Below are 25,949 nucleotides of genomic sequence, written 5' to 3'. Positions count from 1 at the left end.
ATAAAAAATTTTTGCTACTTTTTGTCCACAAAAAGTAGCCTTCCTTGCGCTTGCCTTCAAACGTTATTGGACCCGTAGGGATTGTCAGATAATATTATCTGGCTGAGGAGTGGGAGATGAAGCGGCACAGGTCAGCCGCGGTTTCCCGATAAGACATCACGGAAGTCGATCCTAAAAAATGCCTAAAGATTTGAGTTTGCCAGCGCAGACTGCGCGACCGACACGGGTGCGTGCGTTCATGGTGGTGCTGATCTTCGTCACAGTCGTGATCGGCTATCTCGACCGCGCCAGCCTTGCGATCGCCGCACCGTTCATCAGGCGTGGCATGGATCTGAGTTCGGTGCAGATGGGCCTCGTCTTCTCGGCCTTCGCCTGGGCGTATTCTCCGCTGCAGATCCCCGGATCGATGCTCGTCGACCGGGTGCGGCCGCGGCTTCTGTATCCGGCGATCATCGCCGTGTGGTCGGCGATGCAGCTGATGCTCGGATTTTCCAGCTCGCTGCTGCAGCTGTTCCTTTTGCGTATGGGGCTCGGCGGCGCTGAAGCGCCGTCCTTTCCGATGAACAACAGGATCGTCACAGCCTGGCTTCCGGAGAACGAGCGCGCGCGCGGCGTCGGCGTATTCGTCTCCGGCCAATATGTCGGGCTGGCATTCTGCACACCCATCTTGGCCTTCGTGACGGAACATTTCGGCTGGCGTGCGATGTTCATCATGATCGGTTCGATCGGCATCGTCTGGGCATTCTGCTTTAGGCAACTCTATCGGGACCCGATCGACTCGCAGCACGCGAACGCTGAAGAGCTCAGCCTGATCCGCGCGGGAGGCGGCCAGGTTGCGTGGACACAGAAGCAGACGGAGGACGGACCCGAAGCCGACGCCGTGCCAGCCGCGCGCGCCTTCCGCAATCGCAAGCTCTGGGGCTTGCTCCTCGCCCATAGCGGCGAGACGGCGGCAAATTGGTTCTTTCTCACATGGTTCCCGATCTATCTGGTCCGTTACCGGCATATCGCCTTCCTGAAGGTCGGGTTTCTCGCCACCCTGCCTTTCATCGCCGCCTATTGCGGTGTGCTGCTCTCGGGCTTCCTGTCGGACGGCCTGCTCAGGCGCGGCTATTCGCTCAGCTTCGCGCGAAAGGCACCGATCGTCACCGGCCTCATCCTCGCGACATCCATCATCGGCGCGAATTTCGTGCAGAGCCCCGCGCTCATCATCGGCTTCATGACGGTCGCGTTTTTCGGCAGTGGGCTGAGCGCCATTTCCTGGTCGCTCGTCTCCTCGATCGCGCCGGTCAATCTGGTCGGCCGGGCCAGCGGTGCGTTCAATTTTGTCGGAACGAGCATGGGCATCATCGTCCCGCTGGTGATCGGCTTTCTCGTTCGAGGCGGCAATTTTGCACCGGCGCTCTCCTTCATCGGCGGCATGGCGCTGCTTTCGACCTGCTCGTACCTGTTTGTGATTGGAAAGGTCGAGCGCGTGCGGTGAGCAGTAAGGAAGACTACTTTTTGTGAACAAAAAGTAGCAAAAAAACTTTGCTACGCTGGGTCATGGGCGTTGTCGGTGACAAAGCCCATGACCCAGCGTAGCGCAAAAATTTTTGCGCCGCTTTTTTAAAAAGCGGCCGCTTTCTTCTACTTGCACACGAACACCATAAAAAAACTATTGTCTGAACGAAGCAAAACGTAATTTTATTCTTATTTGCCTGCTGTACTATCGGCGCGCTCAGGCCGGCGGTCCCGATATCGGGATCAACGAAAGAAAAATACAGCGGAGGATATGATGGCTAAGCCTTGGATACGCCTGCTGCCTGTGATGATGCTGACATACATCATCGCTTTCATGGATCGCACCAACATCGGCTTTGCGATTCCTTTGATGGGCAAGGAACTGCATTTTAGCCCGGCCATTCTCGGCTTCGCCTCGGGCGTACTTTTCCTGGGCTACGGCGTTAGTCAGACAGCCGGCGGTTGGCTTGCGGATCGTGGTCACGGCAAAGCGCTGATCGCCTGGCTACTGGTGCTTTGGGGCGTCACGGAATTGCTGCAGGCTTTTATTCAAACGCCGGGGCAGCTTGTGGCCGTCCGTTTTGCACTCGGGCTGCTCGAAGGCGGGATCTTCCCGACCATGCTGCTTTTCGTGCGCAACTGGTTCGCTCCCTCGGAACGGGCCCGTGCTAACGGCGTGTGGCAGCTTTCCTACCCGCTAGCCGCCATGCTGAACGGACCGATCGCGGGTCTCGTGTTGAGCCACAACTCCTGGCGGATGCTGTTTATCGTCGAGGGCATCTTCCCGATCGTCTGGGTCCTCGTCTGGCTCTGGGGCGTCGCCGACTCTCCACGCAAGGCGCGCTGGCTCACCCCCTCAGAGCGTGACGCGATCCTGGCCAAGCTTGAAGAACCATCCGCCACCGTTCCGGCGCTGCCACAAGCCTCCATTGCCACGTCCAGCGTCGGCGCCGAACTGCGTCGTCGCCCCGTCCTCTTGTACTGCGCGGCGGTCTTCCTCTGGAATGTCGGCTTCCTAGGCTTCGTGATCTGGCTGCCGAGCGTGCTGCACCAGGACAAGTCGCTGAGTCAGGTGGATGTGGGCTGGCTCTCGGCGATCCCATTCGCCGCGGCGATCGTCGTGATGCCGATTCTGACGTCACTCTCCGACCGTACGCTGAACCGCCGCTTCTACACCGCAGTGCCGATCCTGCTCTCCGGCCTCTGTCTTGCGGCTGCGGGCCTGACCTACGCGGGCAATGGCCTGCTCGCGAACATGCTGCTGATCACCGCAGCCGGCGCCATGCTCTATGGTTCGCAGCCGGTGCTGTGGTCGATACCTGCTGACATCGTGTCAGGCGGGGTGCTCGGTACGGTCATGGGGATCATGAACGGCATCGGCGTGCTCGGCGCTTTCGCGGGCCCCTATCTCGTCGGCTATGTCCGTGGGCTCAGCGGTAATTTCGGTTCCGGCCTGATCACAATGGGCATCTGCCTCGTGCTCTCGAGCCTCCTCATCTCCCTCATCCGCGAGGCCCAGGCGGCGCCCATCGCGGCGGCGCGGTCAACGGCGCATCTGGTCTGACACCTACAGGAAAGTGACGTTAAAATGGCCGACAAGGATATCGGAACAACAACGGAAACTCTCGTCGCGAGCGTGTCGCTCTTCAACGTTGGCACGCTTCAGAACGATCAATCGATCCTCACCTACAGGGCTGGCGCGGGACAGATCGTCCATGTCCCTGTCACCGTCGGCTTCATCGAAATGCAGGACGGTGAGCATATTCTATTCGACACCGGCATGCTGCCCCGTGAGCGGGAAGGGCAGGGTGGCGCCTCAGCCAAGCCCTATCATAACTCCATCGTCCGCCAGACAGCTGAGGACGATCTCCGCCATCGCCTCGCCGAGCTGGGCCGCACGCCGGAGGACGTGAAGATCGTCGTCAACAGCCATTTCCATTGGGATCACTCAGGCGGCAACGGGCTCTTTCCGCACGCCCGCTTCTACGCCCAGGCTGCAGAACACCGCTTCGCCTGTTCCCCGGATCCATTCGTGGGCCGGCTCTATTCGCGTCCCTATTTCGAATGCGGCGTCGCCTATGAGTTTCTCAAGGGCGACACCGTCATCAAGCCCGGCGTTGCGACGCTCGCCACGCCGGGTCACACGCCGGGCCACCAGTCACTCATCGTCCGCCTGCCATCGGGCCGCAGCATGATCTTCACGGGCGATTCCATGCTCTGCCCCGCGAACCTCGACCCCGCCGTTCCGCCCGGCAACGCACATAATTTTGAAGACGCGATCGCCTCCATTCAGCGCCTGAAAATGCTCTCGGAATTTCTCGACGGCGACCTCGTGATCTGCCACGATCCCGATTTTTGGCGGACCTGGAAGCCGGCGCCCCACCAATATCGCTGATGTAGACGTTTACATTCATCGCTCTTTCACCACCGCTGGCCAGGCGGTCAAAAAACGCAAAAGGGAATTTCCATGACTATGATCGATCTCTCCGCAAAGCGCATCACCGGTGCCGTCGTCCGCTTGAATCCCACTGACAATGTCGTCGTCGCCCGGGTCCCGCTGACGGAAGGCACTAACATTCCCGAAGAGGGCGTGACCTGCCGGGAAGCCGTGCAAGCCGGTTACAAGATCGCGACGCGTTTGATCGCCAAAGGCGAGCCGATCCGCAAATACAACGTGACGATCGGCTTTGCGCAGGACGACATTCCGCCCGGCGCGCTGGTGCACAGCCACAACACCGTGTTTTCCGATTTCGACCGCGACTACGCCTACGGCGCCGATTACCGCGCGGTGGAGATGGTTGCTGAGGCCGAACGCGCGACCTTCCAGGGCATCGTGCGGCCGGATGGGCGGGTCGGCACGCGCAACTATATCGGCGTGATGTCCACGGTGAATTGCTCGGCCACCGTGGTGCATGCGGTCGCCGATTATTTTACGGCGGAGCGGCTGGCTGACTATCCCAATGTCGATGGCGTGGTGGCGTTCAGCCACGGTATCGGCTGCGGCATGGAGATGACGGGCGAGCCGATGTCCCTGCTGCGCCGGACCACCGCGGGCTATGTGCGGCATCCGAACCTGGCCGCGGCGCTGATCATCGGGCTGGGCTGCGAACGGCACCAGATCGCCGGGCTGATGGCCGAGCAGGGCATGGCGGTGGGGCCGTATCTGAAGACCTTCACGATGCAGGAGACCGGCGGCACGCGCAAAACCATCGAGGCGGCGATCGAGGCGGTGAAGGCGCTGCTTCCCGAGGCAAACCAGGTACAGCGGCAGACAGTCTCTGCCAGCCATCTGGTCGTCGGCCTGCAATGCGGCGGCTCGGACGGGTTCTCCTCCATCACCGCCAACCCGGCGCTGGGGGCGGCGATGGATCTGCTGGTGCGCCATGGCGGCACGGCCATCCTGTCCGAAACGCCGGAAATCTATGGCGTGGAGCACACGCTGACCCGCCGCGCGGTGAGCCGTGAGGTGGGCGAGAAGCTGATCGAGCGCATCCGCTGGTGGAAGGACGACTACAACAAAGGCCGCGACACGCAGATCAACGGTGTGGTCAGCCCCGGCAACCAGATGGGGGGCCTGGCCAATATTTTCGAAAAATCGCTCGGCTCGTCGATGAAGGGCGGCACCGGACCGCTGATGGAAGTGTACAAATACGCCGAACCGGTGAAGGCGAAGGGGCTGGTGTTCATGGACACGCCCGGCTTCGACCCGGTTTCCGCCACGGGCCAGGTGGCCGGCGGGGCGAATCTCATCGCCTTCACCACCGGCCGCGGCTCGATGTTCGGCTGCAAGCCCACACCGTCGGTAAAGCTCGCGACCAATTCGCCGATGTTCCGCCGGCTGGAGGAGGATATGGACCTGAATTGCGGCGAGATCCTCGACGGCACGGCGAGCCTGCAGGAGATGGGCCAGCGGATTTTTGAACTGTTGCTGCGGACCGCATCGGGGGAGAAATCGAAGAGCGAACAGCTCGGCGTCGGCCGCTACGAGTTCGTGCCCTGGCAGATCGGCGTGATGAGCTGAGCAAACTTAATGCTGGGCCATAGGCGTTGTCACCGACACCGCCCATGACCCAGCATAACAAAAGTTTTTGCGCCGCTTTTTTCAAAAAGCGGCTGCTTTCTTCCTACCCGCTCTCCCGCACGATGAGCTCGAAACCGAGATCGATCCGTTTGGGGGCATAATCGTGCGAAGGCCGCCGCACCCCCTCGAGGATGAGGGAAGCGGCGGCCTGGCCCATCCTGGCGCCGTCGATGCGCACCGTCGTTAGTGACGGGATGCTGAAGCGGGCCATCTCCAAGTCGCCGAGCCCGACCAGGGCCGTGTCTTCCGGCACGCGGCGGCCGTGGCGCAGCGCGGCGCTCAGGAGGCCGAAGGCGTGAACATCGGTTGCGGCGAAGATCGCATCCGCACGCGACAGGCTTTCGGGGCCATGGGCCGCGTTATACGCTGCGACGGCGTCGGCCATTGCACTGGGTGCGGGCAACTGGATCCGTAGCGGGGGTGCCTGGCCAAGGCGAGCGGCGGTTTCCGCAAAACCGTGAAAGCGGGCTGAGGCCCGGTCATCATCGCCGCCGACAAAGGCGAGGCGCTGGTGACCTGCAGCGGCGAAGCGGGCCGCGACGGCGTTGCCCACGGCGCGGTTGTCGAACCCGACGACGCTGCCGATTGGCCGCTCGGGGAGATCCCAGGTTTCCACGACCATCGTCCCACGATCCTGCGCCGCTTCCAGCATGATGCGGGCGGCATCCGTCATCGGCGAGCCGACCATGACAATGCCCTCAGGCCGGCGGCCGAGAAGGGCCGCGAGTGCTGCAACCTCACGCGCGGCTTCATAGCCGGATTGCGCGAGGACGATGGAGTATCCCTCGGATTCCAACGCGTCGGTCAGGCCGTTGATCGTCGTGGCAAAGATCGAACTCGAGACCGTAGGGACGAGGATGCCAACCGTGCGGGTGCGGGCGGACGCCAGTGCGCCGGCGACGAGGTTCGGCACATAGCCAAGGCTCGCGACCGCGGCCTCGATGCGCGCGCGCGTCTCCGGCGCCACCTTGGCAGGGGTGCGGAGCGCCCGGCTGACCGTGATCACGGACACGCCGGCGCGTTCGGCGACATCCAACAGGCGGGTCTGGGACGGGGGGCAGGGGGTATAAGAGGACACCCATTCGGCATAGCACATAGCCAAAAAATTGTAGACTTTGACCAAATGGTAGCGCTATCATTGCCATGTTAGCGCTACCATTTGGTTGGGGCGCGCTTCCACGGCCTGCGATGGAATGTCTGGCAGCCGAAATCATTATTTCACCGCCTTCGCGGGATCGAACCTGAAGAATAATGGGAGGAAATAAAACATGATCACCGATGATATGGTGCAGACATATCGGGCCGACGGCTTCGTTGTCGTGCCGGATGTGCTCGATGCGCCGACTTTGGCCGAAATGCGTGGCGTGATCGCCGAAATCGTCGCAGGGGCGGCGGATGTCGATGCGCATAACGAGGTCTACGACCTCGAGCCGGGCCATACCCGAGCCGAACCGAAAGTCAGGCGCATCAAGACGCCGCATAAGGTGCACAAATTGTTCGACCAGCTCGTGCGCCTGCCGCAGGTTGTCTCCATCCTGCAGGCGCTGATCGGGCCGGATGTGCGGCTGTACGGCTCCAAGCTGAACATGAAATCCGCGCGCTATGGCTCACCTGTCGAGTGGCATCAGGACTGGGCTTTCTACCCCCATACGAATGACGACATCCTCGCGATCGGCGTCATGCTCGACGACACGACGGTCGAGAACGGACCGCTTCTCTGCGTGCCCGGCACGCATAAGGGGCCGGTTTGGAGCCACCACGGCAGTGACGGACGGTTCTGCGGGGCGATCGCGCCTGCGGAGATCGAAGCCGAGATCGCGCGCGCGGTACCGATCGTGGGCCGCGCTGGTTCAATGTCGTTCCATCATGTGCGCACGCTGCACGGCTCCGCGCAAAACGTCTCCGACCGTCCGCGCAACCTGCTGCTCTACGAGGTGGCGGCAAAGGATGCGTGGCCGCTCAAGGGCGTGTCTGACCTGGCGGAGTTCGATTCCCGGCTGATCACCGGTTCCGGGCCCACAATTGAGCCGCGCCTCGCGCCGGTGCCGGCGCGCATGCCCTTGCCGCCGCCGAGCCGGGAAGGTTCGATCTACGAGACGCAGCTCGGCGCCATCGAGAACAGCTATTTCAGGAAGAAGACCGCAGCTTAGAAGAAAGCAGCCGCTTTTTGAAAAAAGCGGCGCAAAAACTTGTGTTTATGCTGGGCTATGGGCGTTGTCGGCGATAACGCCCATGACCCAGATTAATAAAGTTTTTTTGCTACTTTTTGTTCACAAAAAGTAGTCTTAGCGCATGATGACGTTCCCGAAACAAGAAAAACAATGCGGAGGAAACGCGCAATGTCCGAAAAACTCTCGGCGCTCGATAGCCGTGTACGCTGGGTGCGCCTTATTCCCGTGGTATTCCTTGTCTACACCATCGCTTTTTTCGATCGCATCAATATCGGGCTCGCGCTTCCGAGCATATCGCGCGATCTCCATCTCTCGCCGACACAGGCGGGGCTCGCCGGCGGTATTTTTTTCTGGGGCTATCTGATCACTTTTCTTGCGGCGGGCTGGCTTGCGCCGCGTTTTGGTGGGCGCCAGGTGATTCTCGGCGCCCTGATCGCATGGGGTGCCTTCGCAATGGGCACCGGCCTGGTCCAGAACTACCACGAATTGTTGGTGATGCGGTTCTTGCTCGGTGCAGCTGAAGGACCGGTATGGACTTCGGTATCCATGCTGCTGGCACAGTGGTTCATCGCCCCCGAACGCGCGCGCGCTTTCGGGTTGTGGAATCTCTGCATCCCCGTTGGTGCGCTGATCGCGGGCCCGGTTTCGGGGCTGATACTGAGCTATGCGAGCTGGCATCTCATGTTCGTGCTTGAAGGACTGCCGGCTTGGATCTGGGCCTTCGTCTGGGCGCGGACGGTACCACGCAGACTGCAAGACGCGCCCTGGCTTGACGCCGCGGAGAGAACGGCGCTTTCGCGGGCTCTGGAGGCGGAACAAGCGGAGCTGCGCAGCCATCATCGCGGGACGTGGCGCGATATGCTCCGCGAACCGAGTGTCTGGCTTCTGCTCGGTGCGTTTTCGTTCGTCAACATGGTCAGCTATGGCTTTGGTCTCTGGTTCCCTAGCGCGATCAAGGCCGCGAGCAAGCTCGATATCGGCAGTATCGGGTTGTTGTCTGCGCTTCCCTATATCGCAAGCACGATCGGGGTGATTGCGATTACCCAAAGCTCGGACCGAAACCGCGAGCGGCGATACCATGCGGGCTTGCCGATGATTGCAATCGGCACGTTGCTCTGGGTCGGAGCTTATTTTGGCAGTGCCTCCATTGCGCTCGAAATCGGCGTGTTCACCTTCATGGGGCTGTTCCTCTATATGTATCTGCCGCTGATCTTCACGTTCCTCACGGAGATCCTGCCGCGGGACATGGCGATTCCGGCGATCGCCTTCGTCGGCGGCGTTGGCAATCTTTTCGGCGGCTTCATCGGGCCGACCTTGGTCGGCTGGGTGCGCGAGGAAACGGGCTCGTTCACCACGGCTTTCACCATGCTTGCCGTTTTCGGTGTCGTTGGTGGTCTTCTGACACTGCTCGTCCGTCCCCGGAGCCATTCTCTGGAGGAGATGCCGCGCGTCTATGCGGAGGCACGGGTCGACAAATCGAGATGATCGCGTTGCGCAGGAGCCCACACCTTCCGGTGCAAGCTCCTGCGGTCCGTTCAGGCGGTCTCAGCCCAGAGGGCGCGGATGCGCGTCATCAGTTGTCGTGATTCCTCCCAGCGGTCCGAAAGCTCGTAGCCGTCCGCGCCGGTAATGGCGTAGGGCGGCGGGCCGAGCTCGCAGAGGAATGTCAGACGCGCATCCTTGGCCGCGCGGCTGCGCCAGGAGCGGAATCCATACGCCCACCAGTCCATGAAGAGCTCCACCCAATCTTGGTGGTGAGGAAAGCCAAGCGGGATCTGCACCTGTTCACGGCTGGCCACACGACCGTGGAACGCCCACGCACGATCGAGAATGCGATGCATGAGCCCATGGTTCTCCTCCGCAATGGGCCAGGCAAACTCGCGCCCGATCAGATAATGCGACAGATCGGCGGTGAGGCGCAGATCCGGAAAGCAGTCGAGGAGATGCAGCGTGAAGATGAGATCGGTGGTCATGCGGTCGCGGTGCGTCTCGATATAGACCGGCACGCCTGCCGATTCCGCCAGGCGGCGCCAGCCTTCGATATAAGGAATGCAATCTTCCAGCCGATACGGCCGCACGTCCGGCTGCAGGTTGACGTGGTCGGCGCCGAGTTCGGCCACGAGATCGAGAACGCGCGCAAGATCGTCGACCGTGCGCGGATAGCATTGGGCCTGCCAGGTGAGGCCATGATCCTTCAGGAAACGCGTGACGGTCCGCGCAAAAACCGGATCGACGAAGCGAACGCCCGCGCCATCGAAGCCGGCATCACGTATCATGCGGAGTTGCTCGTCGAGCGACCATTCGAGCTTGTCGGGGCGTCGTCGTTCCATGGCCCAAAGTGACTGATAGACCGCGAGCGTCTGCATGGCACGTTCCTCCGTCTTGTTGTTAGTCTATCTTCTTTTTGTGAACAAAAAGAAGCAAAAAAATTTTTGTTATGCTGGGTCATGGGCGTTGTCGCCGACACCGCCCATGACCCAGCATAACAAAAGTTTTTGCGCCGTTTTTTTTAAAAAGCGGCTGCTTTCTTCTACCTAAAATGCTGGCCTGAAGCGCCGCCGATCCGTGCCGACATCTCCGCCGCCGCCGCACGCAGCGCCGGCAGCATGTCGATCGCTTTTGCCTTGGCCCTGAGCCGCGGCAGGAAGGGCAGTGTCAAGGCCGCGACCGCATGGCCGTGCTCGTCCAGAACCGGGCAGCTGAGATCGGTGAGGCCAATCGCGAGCTCGCTCGCCGCCATGTCATGACCGGATGCAGCGATCGTATCGAGGCGCGAGAGGACCTTCGTCTTCGGTTGTTTGCTGTTGGCGGCGAGGTGGAGCGCCATCTCCTGTCGCCTTGGGCCGTTTTGGAACGCAGCGAGCACGCGGGCGGAAGCGTATTGCATGGTGAAGGGAAATACCGCGCCGAGCTTCACCACCCAGCCCATAGGCAGCGGCGGCTCCGCTTCGGCGACGATGAGGAATTGTCCGTCCTGCGTCGGCATGCTGAGATGGCAGGAGAGCCCGGTTTCTGCCGCAAGCATTTCCATGATGGGCAATGCGACATGCTGCAGCCGCCGCGTCGGCGGGTGATGCAGTGCGAGTTGAAACAGGCGCAGGGTGAGGCTGTAGGCGCCGGTTTTGGCATCGCGCGCGATATAGCCTCGGCGCTCCAGCACGCCGAGCATGCGGAAGATCTCGTTGACCGACTTGCCGACAAGAGCGGCGAGATCCTTCTGCGTGATGCCTCCCGGCTCTGCCGCCAATGCCTCAAGCAGGTCGAGCCCCTTCTCCAGCGCCGGCGCGCCGCCATCGCGGCCGCTGACCTCCGCGCGGACAGGCGACATCGCTGCCGCCTGCTGTCTGGGACCCGGCTTGGCGTCCCCGCGTTGAGGCGCCATCGGGGGACTGACGTCTGAAACCGCGCCGGGTGGGTGATTTATGTTGACATTTTTTGGCATGCGCTTTTACATATAAAACTAAATACCCACCAAAGAAAGTGGGACGCACGAAGCGCCCCCGGGACGGAGGAACGCCACATGAAAAAACTAACAGCTGACGCGGTCGAATTTTATCGCGAACATGGTTACTACGCACCGATCCGCGTCCTGAGCACGGACGAGGCGGCGGCCGCGCGGGGCCATCTCGAAACACACGAGACCCAGCACGGAAGGCTCAAGGGCCCGCTGCGGCACAAGAGCCATCTACTCTTCACCTGGCTCGACAGCCTGATCCGCAACGACGCGATCCTCGATGCCGTCGAAGACGTCATCGGACCAAATATTCTATGCTGGGGCTCGAGTTTCTTCATCAAGGAAGCAAACGATCCCGGATACGTCTCCTGGCATCAGGATTCGACCTATTGGGGGCTCGATCCGGCGGACATCGTCACCGCCTGGGTTGCGCTTTCGGAAAGCTCGGCGGAGAACGGCGCGATGCGCGTTGTTCCCGATACGCATCTCGGCGATCAGGTCCCCCATCGCGATACCTTCGCCGAAAGCAATCTGCTCTCGCGCGGCCAGGAGATCGCAGTCGATGTCGATGAGGCGCAAGCCAGGATGCTCGTGCTGCACCCGGGCGAAATGTCGCTCCATCATGTGCGGCTGATCCACGGTTCCGACCCTAACCCGTCGGCCAAGCGGCGCATCGGCTTTGCCATCCGCTACCTGCCGACCCATGTCCGCCAGGTCGTCGGCACGCATGACAGCGCGACGCTCGTCCGCGGCGTCGATGCGTTCCACAATTTCATTCCCGAGCAGGCGCCGGATGCGGACCTCTCGCCCGCAGCGCTCGCCTTCCACGCGCAGATAACCGGCGACCACCAGCAGATCCTGATGCGCGACACCGGCGGACGCCCCGCGGCGGCCTAACCGTGCCACCTAAGCGGCGAGGCAAGAGCTTCGCCGCTTAACAACCGGCAGATCGGGAACGCGACCGGACAAAGAGCCGGCGCATGTTGGAGGAACGTCATGTTCGCACGCTTGCGCTGGTTCATTGTGCTCACCTTGTTCGTGGGGGGCGGCATCAGCTATCTCGATCGTGCTGCACTGTCCGTCGCGGCTCCGCTGATCTCGAAGGATCTGCATCTCGATCCGGCGCAGCTAGGCATCGTGTTCAGCAGCTTCTTCTTCGGCTATGCGCTGTTCTGCTTCGTTGGCGGATTTGCCTCCGATAAGATTGGCCCGAAGAACGTATTCACGTGTAGCGCGACAATCTGGATGAGAAAAACCGTCAATCAGGATGAGAAAATCTGACCGCGATGGCGGAAGGATATCTGGTCGGCGATTGAATGCAAGGGATAATTCGCGTTGATTGTCGCGGCGCGTCAATCAACCTGTTCAGTTTCTATAACTGTATTGATTGTCTGATGTGCTGCTGGCCGCCCTCTGGTTCGTTTGTTATCGAGCGCGGCGCGCCGGCGGTAGCTTTCGACATTCATTTCCATGATGGTGGCGTGGTGAACGAGGCGATCCACGGCTGCGAGGGTCATAGCCTGGTCAGGAAAAATTTTATTCCATTCACCAAAAGCCTGATTTGCGGTGATTAGGATTGAACGATGTTCGTAGCGGCGGCTGATCAGCTCGAAGAGGACGGAAGTTTCGGCCTGATCCTTTGTGACATATGAAATATCGTCGAGGATCACGAGGTGATAGCGATCGAGTTTTGAGATAGCAGCTTCGAGCCTCGTAACAAGCCTCGCGATCGCCGCTGTCTGCGTGGCATTGACCGGAATCGCGGCCAGCATCGCGATGGTCGTCACCCTCATGGCCACCTCCGTGTTCTTCATGTATCTCACCGCCAGCACGTACTGGGCGATTGTCCTCGACACGGTGGAGGACGGCCGCATCGGCGCTGTGAGCGGGTTCGTGCACCTGATCGCGAACCTCGCCGGCATCGTCGCCCCGATGGCGACAGGCTTCCTCGTCCAGGCATCGGGAACCTTCACCAGCGCCTTCGTGCTGACCGGAGGGATCGCCGTGCTCGGCGCGCTCGGCGTCGCCATCTTCGTCCGCCAGCCGCGCGCCGAAACGGCCGAAGCTGCGGTCCCGGTTGTCCGTGAGCGCCCGTTAGCCGGCGAATGAGCACCGGAGACGAGGCAGGGCAGGGCGCTTGGTTACGCGGCTTTCGGCATGGCTTGGCGCGGAATGATCGCGCCGGGATAGCCAACGACCGTGCCAGCCAGGCGATGCCCGGCCGCGGCAGCCTCATGCGGTGCCGCCCCCCGGACACGCGCCGCGATATAGCCGGCGGCGAAACTGTCCCCCGCCGCCGTGGTATCGACGACGCGCGCCACGGGCCTCGTGCCCACCTGCACCTCTTTGCCATCAGGCAAGCGGACACGGCAGGATAGATCCGGGAGCTTCAGGACAAGCTCCGCCTCGGCCGTGGTCGCCGCGAGCGCGCCCGGCCACGCGGTGTCGTAGAGCATCTCCAGATCTTCGACCGAGGCGAAGACGAGATCGGCGGAACCGAGTGCCGCTTCATAGGCCGCTTGTGCTTCTTCGCGGTCCGGCCAGCCACGCCGGCGGAAATTCGTGTCGAAGGCAATGGTCGCGCCCTGTGCACGCGCCGCCTCCAGTGTTTCGAAAAGCCGTGCCCGGCCGGAGTTGCCATAAAGCGAGAGGCTGACACCCGAGTAATAAATCAGGCGGCGCTCCGTGAGCTTGCGGACCAGCGCGTCGGTCTCGGGCAGGGCGAAAAGCCGGCGGGCCGCGGCGCTGTCCCGCCAATAGAGAAAGCGGCGCTCGCCGCGCGGATCCGTCTGGATCACGTAAAGCCCGGGCATCGCCCCGGCGCAATGGATCACGAGATCGGTGCCGACCCCCTCGGCCTGCCAGGAAGCTGCCATTTCCTGGCTCCAAGGATCGTCGCCGAGCGCCGTCACGTAATCGACTTGCATGCCGAGACGGGCCAGGTAAATCGCGGTATTGAGCGTGTCACCGCCGAAGCCTCTCACAAAGCGGCCTTCGGTCTCCTCACGCAGTTCCACCATGCATTCTCCGATGCAGGCCAGGCGCATCATCAGTCATCTCCGTTCATAGACAGTTCGCCGCTTGCGGCACTCGTGTGTATGGAATTACTGCCCCGGAAGCGTTGGGACAATTCAATTTCACACGGTCGCTACGGGCGTCACCGGAGACCCGAAGGAACCCGTTAATCGCAGGGGCGGCGCCGTCAGCAAAAACCGGTGGCGCCCATGCGCCTTCAACCAGCGGGCGAGCGGCGTCAGGTACCACAACTCGCCGAGATGGATACCGAGGCGGAACAGGCATGCCTGGTGCAGCGGCATCGTCGCACAATGTGCGCATCCCTCAATCGGCCCCTGGATTTGTTCCACCGCGTAATTGTCCGCGATCAGAACCGCGATGCCGCTCTTGTCGATCCATTGCAGCAACCGCTCGTCGCGCCCATCGAGCACCGCGTAGCCCTTGTGGAGGATTTCCGGGTCAGGATTGTCTCGCATGGCAAGCACTGCCTCGGCGAATCCCGTATGAAGGCAGAGCATGTCGCCTTCCTCTATGGTGATGCCGTCCTGATTTAGGATCTCCATCAAATCGTCGTAACCAACCAGCTTGCGTTGGGCTTTATAGCGCGCGTGCAGATCAACAAGAACGCCGCGTCCTTGCACGCATGTTTCCGCCATGGCCTCGATACCCAGCGCCTTCGCCGTCGGTCCGCCCTCATCGGGACCAAGTATGTCAACACCGCCGCGATAGCCATTGTAGTAGACTGGTTCTGGAATACCGTCGCCATTCGCATCGAAGCTCTGGCCTATATGAGCGAGCGCATCCCATTGTGTGGAATATTGCGTATAGAGCGTGACCGCATCGTCGCACACCATGTCCACAAAGCTAGGATGCTCAAGAGAGAACGGGTAGTTGACGTTCGGATGGCCTTGCTTGCGCCGGGTCACCTGCCGCACCGGCGGATGCCGGTTCGCGTTCAGAAGGTTTCCGCCCGGCAATTCCAGCGGCAGGCTGAGGCAGAAGGTATGCCCGGTCTTCACTTCGGCAACCGCCCGTACCACCCGCTCCGGTGTCAGGAGGTTGAGGCGTCCCCGCTGATCATCCGGGCCGAAATCGCCCCAATTCGATCCATCCGGCCGTTGCTTCCATCTTATCTCTGACATCGCTTTGCCTCACACATGCTTCTGGATACGATTCAAACTGCGGCTTGTGGTGACGGGACCCGCGCGGTACGGCCGAACAAGCCAACCCCCATCGCCCCGGCAATGCCAATGCCTCCGGCGAGCAGAAATGCCGATGTGAAGCCACCGCCATACTGAACAATGTACCCTGCGATTGCTGGGCCGAAGATGCCCGAGGTGTTCGCGAGGAAATGGACAAAACCGGTGACGCCGCCAACGCGTGGTGACGGCACCACGTCCTGGATGATCGTCCAGTAAGCCGGCGCCGTCAGGTAGAGACAAAAGATGGCCACTGTCATCAGAACGACCGCACTGACAGCCCCTGTGACCACACCGCCGATCCCAACGCACACGGCAGAAATGAGCAGGCCCGATACGAGAACGATTTTTCGCGCCTTGAGCGCATTGCCGGTGCGGATCACCATCCAATCGATGAAGAACCCACCGGATGCCAGACCGATAAATCCCGCCAGCCACGGAATAACGGTCACGATGCTCATGCTGTGGATACTGAGTCCGTGCGCCATCGTAAGGTAGGACGGAAACCAGGAAAGGAAGAAATAGAGAATGTAATTCCATCCAAAAAAGGCAAAGGCGGTCAGCAGGATGATCGGCTGGCGGATATAGGTCCATATAGAGTCCGGGGCGGCTTCCCTTCCCAGCACACTCTCGACCGTTGTATTTTTCGGGATGATGTCTGGCGTTCTCTTATCGGGCACCGTGAAGGCCCAGACGCCCACCCACGCGATCCCCAGAAAGCCGACAATGACGAAAGTCCAGCGCCAGCTGATCGTTAGTGCCAGCAGCCCAACGAGCGGCCCGGCAATCGCACCGCCGATCGGATTACCCGCATTGACGAGACCGACCGCGCGTCCCCGCTCGGTGACGCCGAACCAGTTATTGACCATCTTGCTGCCGGTCGACGCGAATGGCCCCTCGCCGAAGCCGAATAACACGCGGATGATCAGGAGCGAGGCAAAGCCACCTGCCGCCCCTGTCAGTGCGCAGAAGACCGACCATACGGTCACGGCGATGGTAAAAACGCGTTTTGGTCCAATATGGTCGGAGACATATCCCCCGACGAAGCAGAACACCGAGTATCCAACAAAGAACGCACTGAAGATAATGCCGAGCTGTGATGGACTCAACGCCAGGGCTTTTGAAGCGATCGGCGCAACGATCGACATTGCCGCGCGATCGATATAGTTGATCGCGCCCACGATGAAGAGCAGTGCGATCACGTACCATCTTTTTGACATCTTACGCTCCCTATTTCTTTTTATGCCGGCTTATGTCGCCAGCTTTTATTTTTTGAACGTGTCGACGCGGGACATCCGTTCTACGCTCGGCAATGACCTTTCCTCACATCGTCGCGCCGATCTGCCAGGGGACGAATTCGGCGTCCCCATATCCGAGTTCCTCGGATTTTGTGCGCTCGCCGGAGGCGACATTCAGGATCTTGGCAAAGATCTCCTCGCCCTTTTTCTCGAGAGACACGCCGTCCAGCACGTCGCCGCAATTGATGTCCATGTCCTCCACCATGTGGCGGAACATGTCGCTGGTTGTGGCGAGCTTGATCGAGGGGGTGGGCTTGCAGCCATAGGCGGAACCGCGGCCGGTGGTGAAGCAGAGCACGTTCGCACCACCAGCCACCTGGCCGGTCGCGGAGACCGGATCGAAGCCGGGCGTGTCCATGAAGACGAAGCCCTTACGGTCGATTTTTTCCGCATAACGGTAGACGCCACGGAGCGTGGAGGTGCCGCCCTTGGCCACCGCGCCCAAGGATTTCTCCAGGATTGTGGTCAGCCCGCCCGCCTTGTTGCCAGGGGAGGGGTTGTTGTTCATCTCGCCATCGTTGCGAGACGTGTAATCCTCCCACCAGCGGATCATGGAGACGAGCTTCTCGCCCAACTCCCTGGTTTCGGCGCGGCGGGTGAGGAGATGCTCCGCGCCATAGATCTCCGGGGTTTCCGAGAGGATCGCCGTGCCGCCATGGCTGACGAGGATATCGGCAGCGACGCCGAGCGCCGGATTGGCGGTGATACCGGAATGCCCATCTGACCCGCCGCATTGGAGTGCCAGGGTCAGCTCGGAGGCGGGGATCGTCTCGCGTTCACTATTTGCGGCTTTCGGCAGCATGTCCCGCATGGCGGCGAGCCCGGCCTCGATGGCCTTGCGGGTGCCTCCCTCTTCCTGGATCGTCAAGGAGCGGAACACGTCGCTCTCCGTGAGCCCGTATTCCTCCTTCATGCGCGCGATCTGGAACACCTCGCAACCGAGCCCGACGATCAGCACCGCCGCCATATTCGGGTTCGCCGCATAACCCCATTGGGTGCGCTTGAGGGTCTCGAAACTCTCGCCCTTGCTCGACATGCCGCAGCCTGTGCCGTGGACCAGGGGGATGATGCCGTCCACGCCCGGAAATTGCTCGAGCAGACCGGCCTTCTCCACGGCACGCGCGATGTGCCGCGCGGCGGTCGCCGCGCAATTCACCGAGGTCAGGATGCCAATATAGTTCCGCGCGCCCGCGCGCCCGTCGGCCCGGCGAAAACCCTGGAAGGTTGCCCGCGCGGCATCCGGCAGAAGCTCCTGTGGCCGTGCCTCTTCAGCGAAACGATAATCGCGCGTGAAATCGTGCATGGCGACGTTGTGCTCGTGCACCCATGCGCCCGGCGCGATCGGGCATGTGGCGAAGCCGATGATCTGGCCGAATTTCCGGATCGGCTCGCCCTCCGCGATGGGGGCCACCGCCACCTTGTGCCCGCGTGGGATGGACGCCCCGACGATGACGCCCTCGATGGAAATCCCCGGGTTCAGTCGATCGAGCGCGACCAGCACGTTGTCGTTCACGTGTAGGCGAAGTGTACGGGCTTCTTTCGGTCCCATCGTTTTATTCACTAGAAGAGTCATAAAATGCCTTCCTTAAGGAGTCCCCTGAACGCCCTCCGTTGCAAACATGTTAGCATGCAATTCGCGCCGCACAACGACCTGCATCGAACGCACCGGAGCGCGGAGAAGCCGGCTTTTGGGGCCCAGGAAAGAAGCTACCGATGCCGGTGCTACAGCCAGCCCTTCCGTCGGAACCAGAAGAGCGGCGCGACCCCGGTCACGGCGATCACGGCGAGCCCGTACCAATAGCCGAAGCTCCAATGCAGTTCTGGGATGTTGACGAAGTTCATGCCGTAGATCCCGGCCACCAGCGTCGGTGGGATGCCGATCACCGAGACGATGGTCAGCACCTTCATCAGATCGTTCTGAGAGATATTGATCAGCCCCAGCACGGCGTCGAGCATGAACTGCACCTTGTCGGTCAGGTGCGTGATGAATTCGTTCAGCGAGCTGACATCCTGCCCAACGGTCTTCAGCCGCGCGGCCATGCTCTTTGGCACCCACGCCGCGGAGGTCCCGATATAGGGGACGATGCGGGCGATCCCGAGCTGCGAATCCCGTATCAGTGAGATCGAATCGTAGAGCCGTCCCAGTGTCGTGACCATCGCGCGCAGATCGTTCTCCTGCTGGCGCCGCCGCGCGCCTTCGAGCTTGCCGGCCGCATCGAGCTTCAGGTGGAAGATATGGTGGGACATTCGGTCGATCTCACTGCGCATCTGCTCGAGCGCATCCGCCTGGCGGTCGACCAGCGCCTCGAAAAGCCCCACCAGTATGTCCGCGCTCCGCGGCTCGGCGGGCTCATGCGGCTGGCTGGCGAAATTCTGGAATACCAGGCTGGGGGCGAAGCGGACTGTGATCAAACGTTCGGGGGCGAGCACGATACCGAGCGGGGCGCTATGGCCCCCCTCGGCTGGCCGGTAGACCAGCGGCATGGAGAGGGTCAGCACGGCACCGGTCGGCGCGGCTTCAGAGGAAAGCCGGCTCGAACTCTCGATCTCCGCCAGATCGGCCTCGGCAGGGATGGAAAGTCCGGTGAGGCGCGTGAGATCGGCGATCTCCTCCGGAGTCGGCGACTCGATGTCGAACCAGACCGCATCGCGCAGGTGATCGTCGGATTCCGGCTCGACGACCTGCGTCAGTTTGCCGCCGTGGCAGGCATAGGCGTGAAGCACGGTACCTCCGTCGATTCCATATACGCTCGCGTAAAGTCTATCTGCTGGTTGTGGCCACGCAAAGAGGGGCGCCCGGCTTGGACACGCCATCGCCCCACGCCGGCTCGTTGTTCGAGCGTGGGGTTTGCCTGGTCGGAAGGAGCTTGCTGAGCGGGAAAATCGTAGCGTGCCGGCGGAGGGGAGGGCATCCTCAGTGGGCGGGGCCGGACGCCTTTTTGCCGATCGTCCGGCACCGTCTCAGCGGGCTTAATACCACCGCGCCCCTCAACTCGGGCGCGGTGGCTCATTCGCCAAATGCGGCTAATTACTTATGAGAATGCGTGTGAGCGGTCGTGGTGTGTTTGTGAGCCAACTCGCTGTGTTCGTGAGCCGCAGTTGCGTGCTTCTTGGCTTCTTCATGCTCGCCAAGCGCGTGATGATGCTCGGCCTGGTGGTGATGATGCGCGGCAGCGTGGTGATAAGCGGCTGCCTGATGGTGATGGTCACGTGCCGGATGTCTTGTTGATTGTGACATTTTACGTTCCCCATGTAGATTCTGAGGAATACCGCCGGCCTTCGCTGAATGTCCAGAATAAACGGGCCTCGAAGTCTCCGACCCGAGACCGGCTGGCGTCGAAGCGCGAAGCCGACAACCCACACAGCCTCGTTAAGCACTGGAGTTGAAGCTTCTTCGGATCGAAAAAATGGCCCATGATCGACCAGAGGTCAATGCAGGGCCTCTGTCTTCAGCGGGTTTTCACGGCGCGGCGTGGCAGACCCTCTCCTTGGCTTGCAGGACATGGGCCTCCATGAGCCGGGAGACTTTTCTCGCGTTGCGGTTGCGCAGAGCCTCCACGATCGCCTTATGCTCCGCGTTGGAGTGCGACATCCGCTCCCGCGTGACGAGAGCGTGGCGACGGAACAGATGGAGCTCCCGGACGCAGTTCTGATAGGCCGTCAACAGGCGCTGGTTACCGCAAAGTTCCAGGATCGCGCGGTGGAACTGCAGGTTCAGCGGATAATAGGTTTCCAGATCCCCGTGCGCTGCGGCCTCATCCATGGCGACCACCAGCGTGTCGAGCTTCGCGAGGCCGGCATCGGAGATGACGGGGGCGAGACTGCGACCCGCGAGGCTGAAGAGTGCGGAGCGGATGTCATACAGCTCGGCGGCCTCTGCGATGTCGATCTGCCGGACGAAGGCGCCCCGATTCACGACGAAGTTCAGCAGGCCGTGCTGCTCGAGGCCGCGGCAGGCTTCGCGCACCGGGCCACGGCTGACACCGAATTGAGCCGCCAGCTCCGCCTCGTTGACCCAGGCGCCGGGCAACAGCGCACCGGATTCGATCATGCGCGCGATCTCCTCACGGATGATCACCGCGAGCGAAGTTTCCTTCCGGGCACGCAAGGCATCGGTCAAAGCAGGCACTGCAAACACGATACGGTTCCTCTTGATGGCGAATTCGTTACCACCAAATCCGGGGCCGTCAAAGCCTGTATTGCTGATTGATGATCGTAAATCGTCGACGATTTTGATGGACAAAATCCCCTCGCGCAGGGTAGGGCTGGAGCACCAACCGTCCAAGAGTTGAGGAAACGAATGACACTACTCAGCGGATTCAAGAAAGACATCATCAAGGTAAGCGGTGCGGAGATCGTCCTGCGCCATGGCGGCAGCGGACCGCCTTTGCTGCTGATGCACGGCAACCCCTTCACGCATCTGTCCTGGAACAAGGTCGCGCCCCGGCTGGCGGAAGAATTCACTGTCGTGTGCCCGGACCTGCGAGGCTATGGCGACAGCTCCAAACCGGCAGGCGGCGACGACCATGCGGCATACTCGTTCCGGGCGATGGCACGAGATCAGGTCGAGGTGATGCAGGCGCTCGGCTTCGAGAAATTCCATGCCGCCGGCCATGACCGCGGCGCGCGCGTGCTGCACCGCATGTGTCTCGATCACGAGGATCGGGTTTTGAGGGCGGCCTTCGTCGACATGCTGCCGCAGCACCACCTGCTCAACAACGTGACCCTGCGCTGGGGAACCTTCTCCTGGCACTGGTTTTTCATGATCCAGCCGTTTCCGCTGCCGGAAACCATGATCGGGGCCGATCCCGAATTCTACATCCGGCGCAAACTGTCGAAGACCGAGCAAGGCACGAGCTTCTTCGACCCCGAGGCGCTCGCCGAATATATCCGCTGCATCAAGAATCCCGAGACGGTCCACGGCATGTGCGAGGATTACCGCGCGACGGTCGGCATCGACCTCGCGATGGACACCGAAGATTTCGAAGCAGGCCGAAAGGTGTCGTGCCCGACAATGCTTCTTTGGGGCGCCAAAGGCGGCGTCGGCCGCAATCACGATGCGCGGGAGATCTGGTCGCACTATGCGACTAACATCGTTCGCGCCACCACGGTGCCATCGGGGCATTATGTGCAGGAAGAATGCCCCGATGAAACCTATGCCAAGTTGCGGGAGTTTTTCATGGCGACGTGACATGCCTCTCGACGACGCCCAGCTTCGCTAAAAGCCAAGCATAAAAAAAACAGGAAACGTCGTGTCAACACACAAGAAACCGTCGGTTACCACAATAATCTTCGGCTTGCTCTGCTTGAATGCCGTGGTCATGTATGTGGATCGGACAAACATGGCGATCGCGGCGCCGCTCATTCAGCATGAGATGGGTTTGACGAACATCTCGCTGGGCGTCGCTTTCTCGTCATTGTCGATCGCCTACGCAGGCTTCATGCTGGTCGGCGGCAGGCTGGGAGATATCATCGGCTCTCGGCTGGGCCTTACGATCTGCGGTCTGATCTGGGCCGCCGGAACGATTTTCACCGGCTTGGCCGGCGGCTTGCCGACGCTGGTTTGCGCGCGCTTCCTGCTGGGCATGGGCGAGGCCGCGGTATACCCGATTTCCTCGTCGGTGATCGGGCGCTGGATTCCCAGAGCCAGGCGGGGCACCGCCCAGGGCGTCCTGCACGGCTTCGGGCGCCTCGGGGCCGCGATAACGCCCGGCGCCGTCACCGTATTGATTCTCACATTTTCCTGGCGTTCCGCGTTTCTGATTCTCGGCGGCGTCAGCATTCTGGTGACCATCGTCATCTGGGCCTATTTGCGCGATGATCCGCGTCTGCATCCCGGCATCACGACCGGCGAACTCGAAAAACTGGGGCATGGCGCGGAGGCGGCGGGAACAGTGCCGGTCCTGGACTCGCCGCCGATGGTGTGGCCGGAGTTCTTTCGTCGTGTGTGGCCGGTGACGGCCGTCTCGTTCTGCTACGGTTGGTTCTCATGGTTTCTCCTGAGCTGGATACCGCTCTATTTCACCCATGCCCACGGGCTCAACCTGAAGCATGTAGCCGCACTCTCGACGCTGGTCCTGATCGGCGGCGTCTTCGGCATGGTATCCGGCGGTTTTGCCACGGATTGGTGGCTGACGCGCACCGGTAGCGCGCGTCGCGGCCGGCGCGACATCGTCATCGTTTCGTTCCTGGGTGCGACGCTGTGCATCCTGCCACTTCTATTCAGCGTCAACCTGGTGATCGATACGGCGTTCCTGGCGCTTGCCTATTTCATGATTGAGCTGGCGGATCCCTCGATCTGGATGCTCGGCATGGAGGTCCTGCCATCCCACGCGGCGACGTCGACGGCGATGGTGAATACCGGCTTCGCGATCGCTGGCGCCGTGTCACCGCTGGTCGTCGGCTGGCTGTTGGACGCCACGGGGGGAAACTGGACCATCGTCTTCCTCGCCTCCATCGCCGTTATGCTGATGGGCCCGCTGCTCGTCTGGCGCATAAAGTTCAATGTCGAGACGACGGAACTCCATGGCGCGTCGGTGCTGCAGAACGTACCGTGACGCATGCAGACCACACGCCGATGGCAGGGCGCCTGGAACGGGAAATTGCTCATGGAAGGAGGGGCGAAAAAGCCCGCACCCAAAACCCTCGAAGAAGGGAACGTCTGCTGTCTTTTTTGGCAAATCGGCACATCAGAGATTTGGCTGGGGGACTTTGACACGGGCCGCTCAGCAAAGACGTCAATTAAATCAAAGCCTTACCAAGACAAACTCAGCCTGCTTCGTCCCACTCCTACGGCCACCTCGACAAGAGTAGAATAGGGCTGCCCCATTGCTTGCACCCTGCCGTCGCCTTGCAAATTCGATTGCAACGCTCGCAACGATGTTTCCGTGAGGCGTGAGCGTGGTTATCGGCCTAATCGTCTCGCCGGGCAGGGGAAATGGTGCCGGGTGAGGGAAACGACGCAATCGACGGCACAACAAGGAAATTTCTAGGGTTTTTGCTTCCCTGTGTCGCTTTTGTGTCACCTATTCGGTGACCTTACACAAGAGTACCCCGGTGGGTCAGATTTTCGACGGCAGGTTCGTCGCGCCAGAAGCTGGGCTACGAGAATTAGAAACAACGACCTTTAGCCGACCTTTGGAATGCTTTCGGATTACTACCCCGTACCTCGCTGATCGGCGCTAAGTTTTATCTTGGCGCGCGCCGTGCTTCGTCATCGCATTTTGATTTTGTGATCTTGCGTTTGTCGTAATGCTGTTTGGCATCAGTACGACGAGCGTTGTGGGTAAGTTTCGTCGCAGCCGGAAGTGCCTGTGCAGGGTGGAGACGGCGGCCGGACTAAGACGATGCTAGGTGGCCAGTGGCCATTCGGAATCCCCAGGACGCCGCTTTTGCGATCTCCCCGCAAAAAACAGGTAAGCCATACTGAGAAAAATATCAGTATGGCTTACACTTAAAAACGTTTAGTTAGCTGTTTCCTCCGATCCCGCTTCCCAAGATACCGCTAGCCTTTTTCTCGGCAGCCTTGCCTCTGTCCGCGTCCAACGTCGCCGCACCTTGTGAGTCGGTGAGAGCAGCCTTTCCCTTGTCCGCGTCCAACGTCGCCGTACCTTGCGAGCTGGTGACAGCTGCCGCGCCCACATCACTATCCAGCGTTTGCGCGCCTTGCGCCCTGTCAACCTCGGACGTTGCCTGACCTTGAGCTAGAATACGGTTTGCATCCGCCTCCGATTGCGTGACATTGCTTTGGGCGTTTTCGCCCCGCAGCTGCGCGCTAACGATATCATTTTCACGGTTCGCGTCTGTTTGCTCTTTTTCCAGCTGAATCTGCTGTTGTTCGATAGCGATTTCGCGCTCTTGATCCTGGAATTTCTGGTCCCGAGTCTTATCAGCCGCAGCCGCAGCATCAACCGCAGCCTGCCGCGCTTCGGCCCGCCGCTCAAATGCTGCTTGACGCGCCTCATACTGCGCTTGCGCCTGCGCCTGCGCCTGTTCCTGGGCTTCTTGCGCCGCTTCAGCCGCCGCCTGATTCTGGCTCTGTGCGGCACTCATCGCGGCCAGCCCGCCATTCAATTCGGCTTGGCTTTCTTGAGCATAACAAGCCCCAGCTAGGGCGGTGAAAACTAAAGCGGTCGCAAGAACTTTCATGGTCAATCCGTTTTTAAAGTTAAGCCGATATTTTAGCCGTTGCTGGCGGACTTAGTTGGGCAAACGGCATTCGGCTGGACGCGGGTTTCGTTTGCCTGCGTGGTAACGACCATAGCCTGACCCATCTGGAACTGGCACATTTCACCAACCTGCGTGGACGTATGCAGCGCACCCGCTTCAGTATAGCCAATCGTCACGCCACTAACCAAAACCTGCCCAGGGACGAGCGAGCCAGCCGCAGCGCCGCCGACACCTCCCAAAGCCGCGCCGCCTACGACATTGCCGGCGCTGCCGTTCCCGACATTACCGCCCAGAAAACCGCCGCCGACAGCGCCCAAAAGCCCGCCGACGACCTGCGCCGCGTGCTGATTTTGGGCATTGCTGACCTCGACCCTAGCCGGGGAAAGCGAGAGAATATTGATGATTTTGGCGTCCTGAGACTGATTCACCTGGTCCGCTTGGTACACGTTAGCCGCCAGGTCCGCGCCGGGCTGCTGGCAAGCAGTGAGTACGGCAAAACCGGAAATCGCAAAAAAACCGACATACTTAGTGAAACGCATCTTGGCCTCTTAGTGTTGATAGATTAAATAACACTTAGATATTAAGCCCCTGTCAATAGCATGTTCTGCTATCCATCTGCCAGACACCGTGAGCTCGACGAGCGCCAAGCGCCGGAGCCGGCCAACTCAGCGGCGTCAGCAAGGTGCTGGGCGTGTCTGCGAGGGCACGCGAGGAGGGGAGCGCCCGGTAGGCGGAAATTCCGGGGGCAGCCCATCAATGTCGCAAGCAGGAATGTTAATAATAAAAACAACAGATTAGAAGAATTTTGGAATACTTCCGGATGCATACCCGGTGGTTGCAAATTAGTCTGGCTGTTTTCTGTCTGGTGCGCCGCGACGTTTCATCGTCGCGGTTTTCGTCTCGTGATCATCCGTCCATCTTGGCGTTGATCAGTACTTCTAGGGGGCCAGGCCACCTCCTTTCCACTGTTCAAAAGTCATGATTGGTACGGGTTGAAGGTTCGCTTTTTGGCGTTCATAGTTGATCTGTTCTGTTCTTGTAACATAGTCGGAATAATGG

23 protein-coding genes and 1 pseudogene are annotated in these 25,949 nt (G+C 60.8%); 12 read left to right on the top strand and 12 right to left on the bottom strand.

Features of this window, described 5'->3' with window-relative positions; translation table 11 throughout:
- The first annotated feature begins 196 nt into the window (after positions 1–196).
- From VGG47_RS05160 to VGG47_RS05145, 4 genes are all read left to right on the top strand, one after another.
- Entirely contained in the window at positions 197–1,483 is a 1,287-nt protein-coding gene (locus VGG47_RS05160; protein WP_331536115.1) for an MFS transporter, read from the top strand.
- Between the two features lie 291 nt (positions 1,484–1,774).
- Positions 1,775–3,067, top strand: a complete 1,293-nt coding sequence (locus VGG47_RS05155) for an MFS transporter (protein WP_331536113.1) — start codon at positions 1,775–1,777, stop codon at positions 3,065–3,067.
- 72 nt (positions 3,068–3,139) lie between these two features.
- The gene (locus tag VGG47_RS05150) at positions 3,140–3,898 is read left to right on the top strand and encodes an N-acyl homoserine lactonase family protein (RefSeq protein WP_331536111.1); all 759 of its coding nucleotides are present in this window, start codon (positions 3,140–3,142) and stop codon (positions 3,896–3,898) included.
- 72 nt (positions 3,899–3,970) lie between these two features.
- Complete coding sequence (locus tag VGG47_RS05145) at positions 3,971–5,524, top strand: UxaA family hydrolase (RefSeq protein ID WP_331536109.1); 1,554 nt, start codon at positions 3,971–3,973, stop codon at positions 5,522–5,524.
- Positions 5,525–5,627: 103 nt separating this feature from the next.
- Here the strand turns inward: VGG47_RS05145 and VGG47_RS05140 are convergent, their stop codons facing one another.
- Positions 5,628–6,662, bottom strand: a complete 1,035-nt coding sequence (locus VGG47_RS05140; protein ID WP_331536107.1) for a LacI family DNA-binding transcriptional regulator — start codon at positions 6,660–6,662, stop codon at positions 5,628–5,630.
- Positions 6,663–6,852: 190 nt separating this feature from the next.
- On the opposite strand from VGG47_RS05140, the gene VGG47_RS05135 reads away from it, so the two are divergent.
- Complete coding sequence (locus VGG47_RS05135; RefSeq protein ID WP_331536105.1) at positions 6,853–7,734, top strand: phytanoyl-CoA dioxygenase family protein; 882 nt, start codon at positions 6,853–6,855, stop codon at positions 7,732–7,734.
- Positions 7,735–7,923: 189 nt separating this feature from the next.
- The gene (locus tag VGG47_RS05130; protein WP_331536103.1) at positions 7,924–9,240 is read left to right on the top strand and encodes an MFS transporter; all 1,317 of its coding nucleotides are present in this window, start codon (positions 7,924–7,926) and stop codon (positions 9,238–9,240) included.
- 50 nt (positions 9,241–9,290) lie between these two features.
- On the opposite strand, the gene VGG47_RS05125 is transcribed toward VGG47_RS05130, so the two are convergent.
- Together VGG47_RS05125 and VGG47_RS05120 are read right to left on the bottom strand one after the other, a co-directional pair.
- The gene (locus VGG47_RS05125; protein ID WP_331536101.1) at positions 9,291–10,031 is read right to left on the bottom strand and encodes a sugar phosphate isomerase/epimerase family protein; all 741 of its coding nucleotides are present in this window, start codon (positions 10,029–10,031) and stop codon (positions 9,291–9,293) included.
- A 254-nt stretch (positions 10,032–10,285) separates the two neighbouring features.
- Positions 10,286–11,083 (bottom strand): IclR family transcriptional regulator, encoded by a 798-nt coding sequence (locus VGG47_RS05120; protein ID WP_331536099.1) that lies wholly within the window; start codon positions 11,081–11,083, stop codon positions 10,286–10,288.
- Between the two features lie 192 nt (positions 11,084–11,275).
- On the opposite strand from VGG47_RS05120, the gene VGG47_RS05115 reads away from it, so the two are divergent.
- Positions 11,276–12,106, top strand: a complete 831-nt coding sequence (locus VGG47_RS05115; protein ID WP_331536097.1) for a phytanoyl-CoA dioxygenase family protein — start codon at positions 11,276–11,278, stop codon at positions 12,104–12,106.
- Positions 12,107–12,205: 99 nt separating this feature from the next.
- On the top strand, positions 12,206–12,490 hold the full coding sequence (locus tag VGG47_RS05110) for an MFS transporter (protein ID WP_331536095.1): 285 nt from the start codon (positions 12,206–12,208) through the stop codon (positions 12,488–12,490).
- A 71-nt stretch (positions 12,491–12,561) separates the two neighbouring features.
- On the opposite strand, the pseudogene VGG47_RS05105 reads toward VGG47_RS05110, so the two are convergent.
- Positions 12,562–12,909: pseudogene (locus tag VGG47_RS05105) on the bottom strand (ATP-binding protein); the annotation flags it as partial.
- Positions 12,910–12,952: 43 nt separating this feature from the next.
- Between VGG47_RS05105 and VGG47_RS05100 the strand changes: the two are divergent.
- Entirely contained in the window at positions 12,953–13,318 is a 366-nt protein-coding gene (locus VGG47_RS05100) for a hypothetical protein (protein ID WP_331536091.1), read from the top strand.
- 32 nt (positions 13,319–13,350) lie between these two features.
- Here the strand turns inward: VGG47_RS05100 and VGG47_RS05095 are convergent, their stop codons facing one another.
- The 5 genes from VGG47_RS05095 to VGG47_RS05075 all read right to left on the bottom strand — a co-directional run bounded on the left by VGG47_RS05095 (position 13,351) and on the right by VGG47_RS05075 (position 19,445).
- Complete coding sequence (locus tag VGG47_RS05095; protein WP_331536088.1) at positions 13,351–14,259, bottom strand: sugar kinase; 909 nt, start codon at positions 14,257–14,259, stop codon at positions 13,351–13,353.
- Positions 14,260–14,346: 87 nt separating this feature from the next.
- Complete coding sequence (locus tag VGG47_RS05090) at positions 14,347–15,366, bottom strand: cyclase family protein (RefSeq protein WP_331536085.1); 1,020 nt, start codon at positions 15,364–15,366, stop codon at positions 14,347–14,349.
- Between the two features lie 32 nt (positions 15,367–15,398).
- Positions 15,399–16,625 (bottom strand): MFS transporter, encoded by a 1,227-nt coding sequence (locus VGG47_RS05085; RefSeq protein WP_331536083.1) that lies wholly within the window; start codon positions 16,623–16,625, stop codon positions 15,399–15,401.
- A 121-nt stretch (positions 16,626–16,746) separates the two neighbouring features.
- Positions 16,747–18,270, bottom strand: coding sequence for a UxaA family hydrolase (locus VGG47_RS05080; RefSeq protein ID WP_331536081.1), 1,524 nt, complete (start codon positions 18,268–18,270; stop codon positions 16,747–16,749).
- Between the two features lie 173 nt (positions 18,271–18,443).
- Positions 18,444–19,445 (bottom strand): magnesium transporter CorA family protein, encoded by a 1,002-nt coding sequence (locus VGG47_RS05075; RefSeq protein ID WP_331536079.1) that lies wholly within the window; start codon positions 19,443–19,445, stop codon positions 18,444–18,446.
- Positions 19,446–19,788: 343 nt separating this feature from the next.
- On the opposite strand from VGG47_RS05075, the gene VGG47_RS05070 reads away from it, so the two are divergent.
- Entirely contained in the window at positions 19,789–19,950 is a 162-nt protein-coding gene (locus tag VGG47_RS05070) for a hypothetical protein (RefSeq protein ID WP_331536077.1), read from the top strand.
- A 231-nt stretch (positions 19,951–20,181) separates the two neighbouring features.
- Here the strand turns inward: VGG47_RS05070 and VGG47_RS05065 are convergent, their stop codons facing one another.
- Entirely contained in the window at positions 20,182–20,964 is a 783-nt protein-coding gene (locus tag VGG47_RS05065; protein ID WP_331536075.1) for an FCD domain-containing protein, read from the bottom strand.
- Positions 20,965–21,021: 57 nt separating this feature from the next.
- On the opposite strand from VGG47_RS05065, the gene VGG47_RS05060 reads away from it, so the two are divergent.
- Both VGG47_RS05060 and VGG47_RS05055 read left to right on the top strand, forming a co-directional pair.
- Positions 21,022–21,912 (top strand): alpha/beta fold hydrolase, encoded by an 891-nt coding sequence (locus VGG47_RS05060; protein WP_331536073.1) that lies wholly within the window; start codon positions 21,022–21,024, stop codon positions 21,910–21,912.
- Positions 21,913–21,973: 61 nt separating this feature from the next.
- A complete protein-coding gene (locus VGG47_RS05055; RefSeq protein ID WP_331536071.1) occupies positions 21,974–23,278 on the top strand; it encodes an MFS transporter in 1,305 nt (434 codons plus the stop codon).
- Between the two features lie 910 nt (positions 23,279–24,188).
- Here VGG47_RS05055 and VGG47_RS05050 read toward each other — a convergent pair.
- The gene (locus tag VGG47_RS05050; protein ID WP_331536069.1) at positions 24,189–24,869 is read right to left on the bottom strand and encodes a DUF5384 family protein; all 681 of its coding nucleotides are present in this window, start codon (positions 24,867–24,869) and stop codon (positions 24,189–24,191) included.
- A 32-nt stretch (positions 24,870–24,901) separates the two neighbouring features.
- The gene (locus tag VGG47_RS05045) at positions 24,902–25,429 is read right to left on the bottom strand and encodes a hypothetical protein (protein WP_331536067.1); all 528 of its coding nucleotides are present in this window, start codon (positions 25,427–25,429) and stop codon (positions 24,902–24,904) included.
- Positions 25,430–25,949 lie beyond the last annotated feature (520 nt).

This window comes from Acidocella sp. (assembly GCF_036489515.1).
Classification (GTDB): domain Bacteria; phylum Pseudomonadota; class Alphaproteobacteria; order Acetobacterales; family Acetobacteraceae; genus Acidocella.
The sequence above is the reverse complement of the archived record's forward strand: the minus strand, read 5'-3'. Positions and strand labels throughout refer to the sequence as shown.

Coding starts and splice junctions, on each gene's coding strand:
- VGG47_RS05090 (WP_331536085.1), bottom strand. CDS start 15,366: ATGTCAGAGATAAGATGGAAGCAACGGCCGGATGGATCGAATTGGGGC.
- VGG47_RS05115 (WP_331536097.1), top strand. CDS start 11,276: ATGAAAAAACTAACAGCTGACGCGGTCGAATTTTATCGCGAACATGGT.
- VGG47_RS05080 (WP_331536081.1), bottom strand. CDS start 18,270: ATGGGACCGAAAGAAGCCCGTACACTTCGCCTACACGTGAACGACAAC.
- VGG47_RS05060 (WP_331536073.1), top strand. CDS start 21,022: ATGACACTACTCAGCGGATTCAAGAAAGACATCATCAAGGTAAGCGGT.
- VGG47_RS05045 (WP_331536067.1), bottom strand. CDS start 25,429: ATGCGTTTCACTAAGTATGTCGGTTTTTTTGCGATTTCCGGTTTTGCC.
- VGG47_RS05110 (WP_331536095.1), top strand. CDS start 12,206: ATGTTCGCACGCTTGCGCTGGTTCATTGTGCTCACCTTGTTCGTGGGG.
- VGG47_RS05050 (WP_331536069.1), bottom strand. CDS start 24,869: ATGAAAGTTCTTGCGACCGCTTTAGTTTTCACCGCCCTAGCTGGGGCT.
- VGG47_RS05095 (WP_331536088.1), bottom strand. CDS start 14,259: ATGATGCGCCTGGCCTGCATCGGAGAATGCATGGTGGAACTGCGTGAG.
- VGG47_RS05120 (WP_331536099.1), bottom strand. CDS start 11,083: ATGTCGCCTGTCCGCGCGGAGGTCAGCGGCCGCGATGGCGGCGCGCCG.
- VGG47_RS05125 (WP_331536101.1), bottom strand. CDS start 10,031: ATGATACGTGATGCCGGCTTCGATGGCGCGGGCGTTCGCTTCGTCGAT.
- VGG47_RS05155 (WP_331536113.1), top strand. CDS start 1,775: ATGATGGCTAAGCCTTGGATACGCCTGCTGCCTGTGATGATGCTGACA.
- VGG47_RS05130 (WP_331536103.1), top strand. CDS start 7,924: ATGTCCGAAAAACTCTCGGCGCTCGATAGCCGTGTACGCTGGGTGCGC.
- VGG47_RS05135 (WP_331536105.1), top strand. CDS start 6,853: ATGATCACCGATGATATGGTGCAGACATATCGGGCCGACGGCTTCGTT.
- VGG47_RS05145 (WP_331536109.1), top strand. CDS start 3,971: ATGACTATGATCGATCTCTCCGCAAAGCGCATCACCGGTGCCGTCGTC.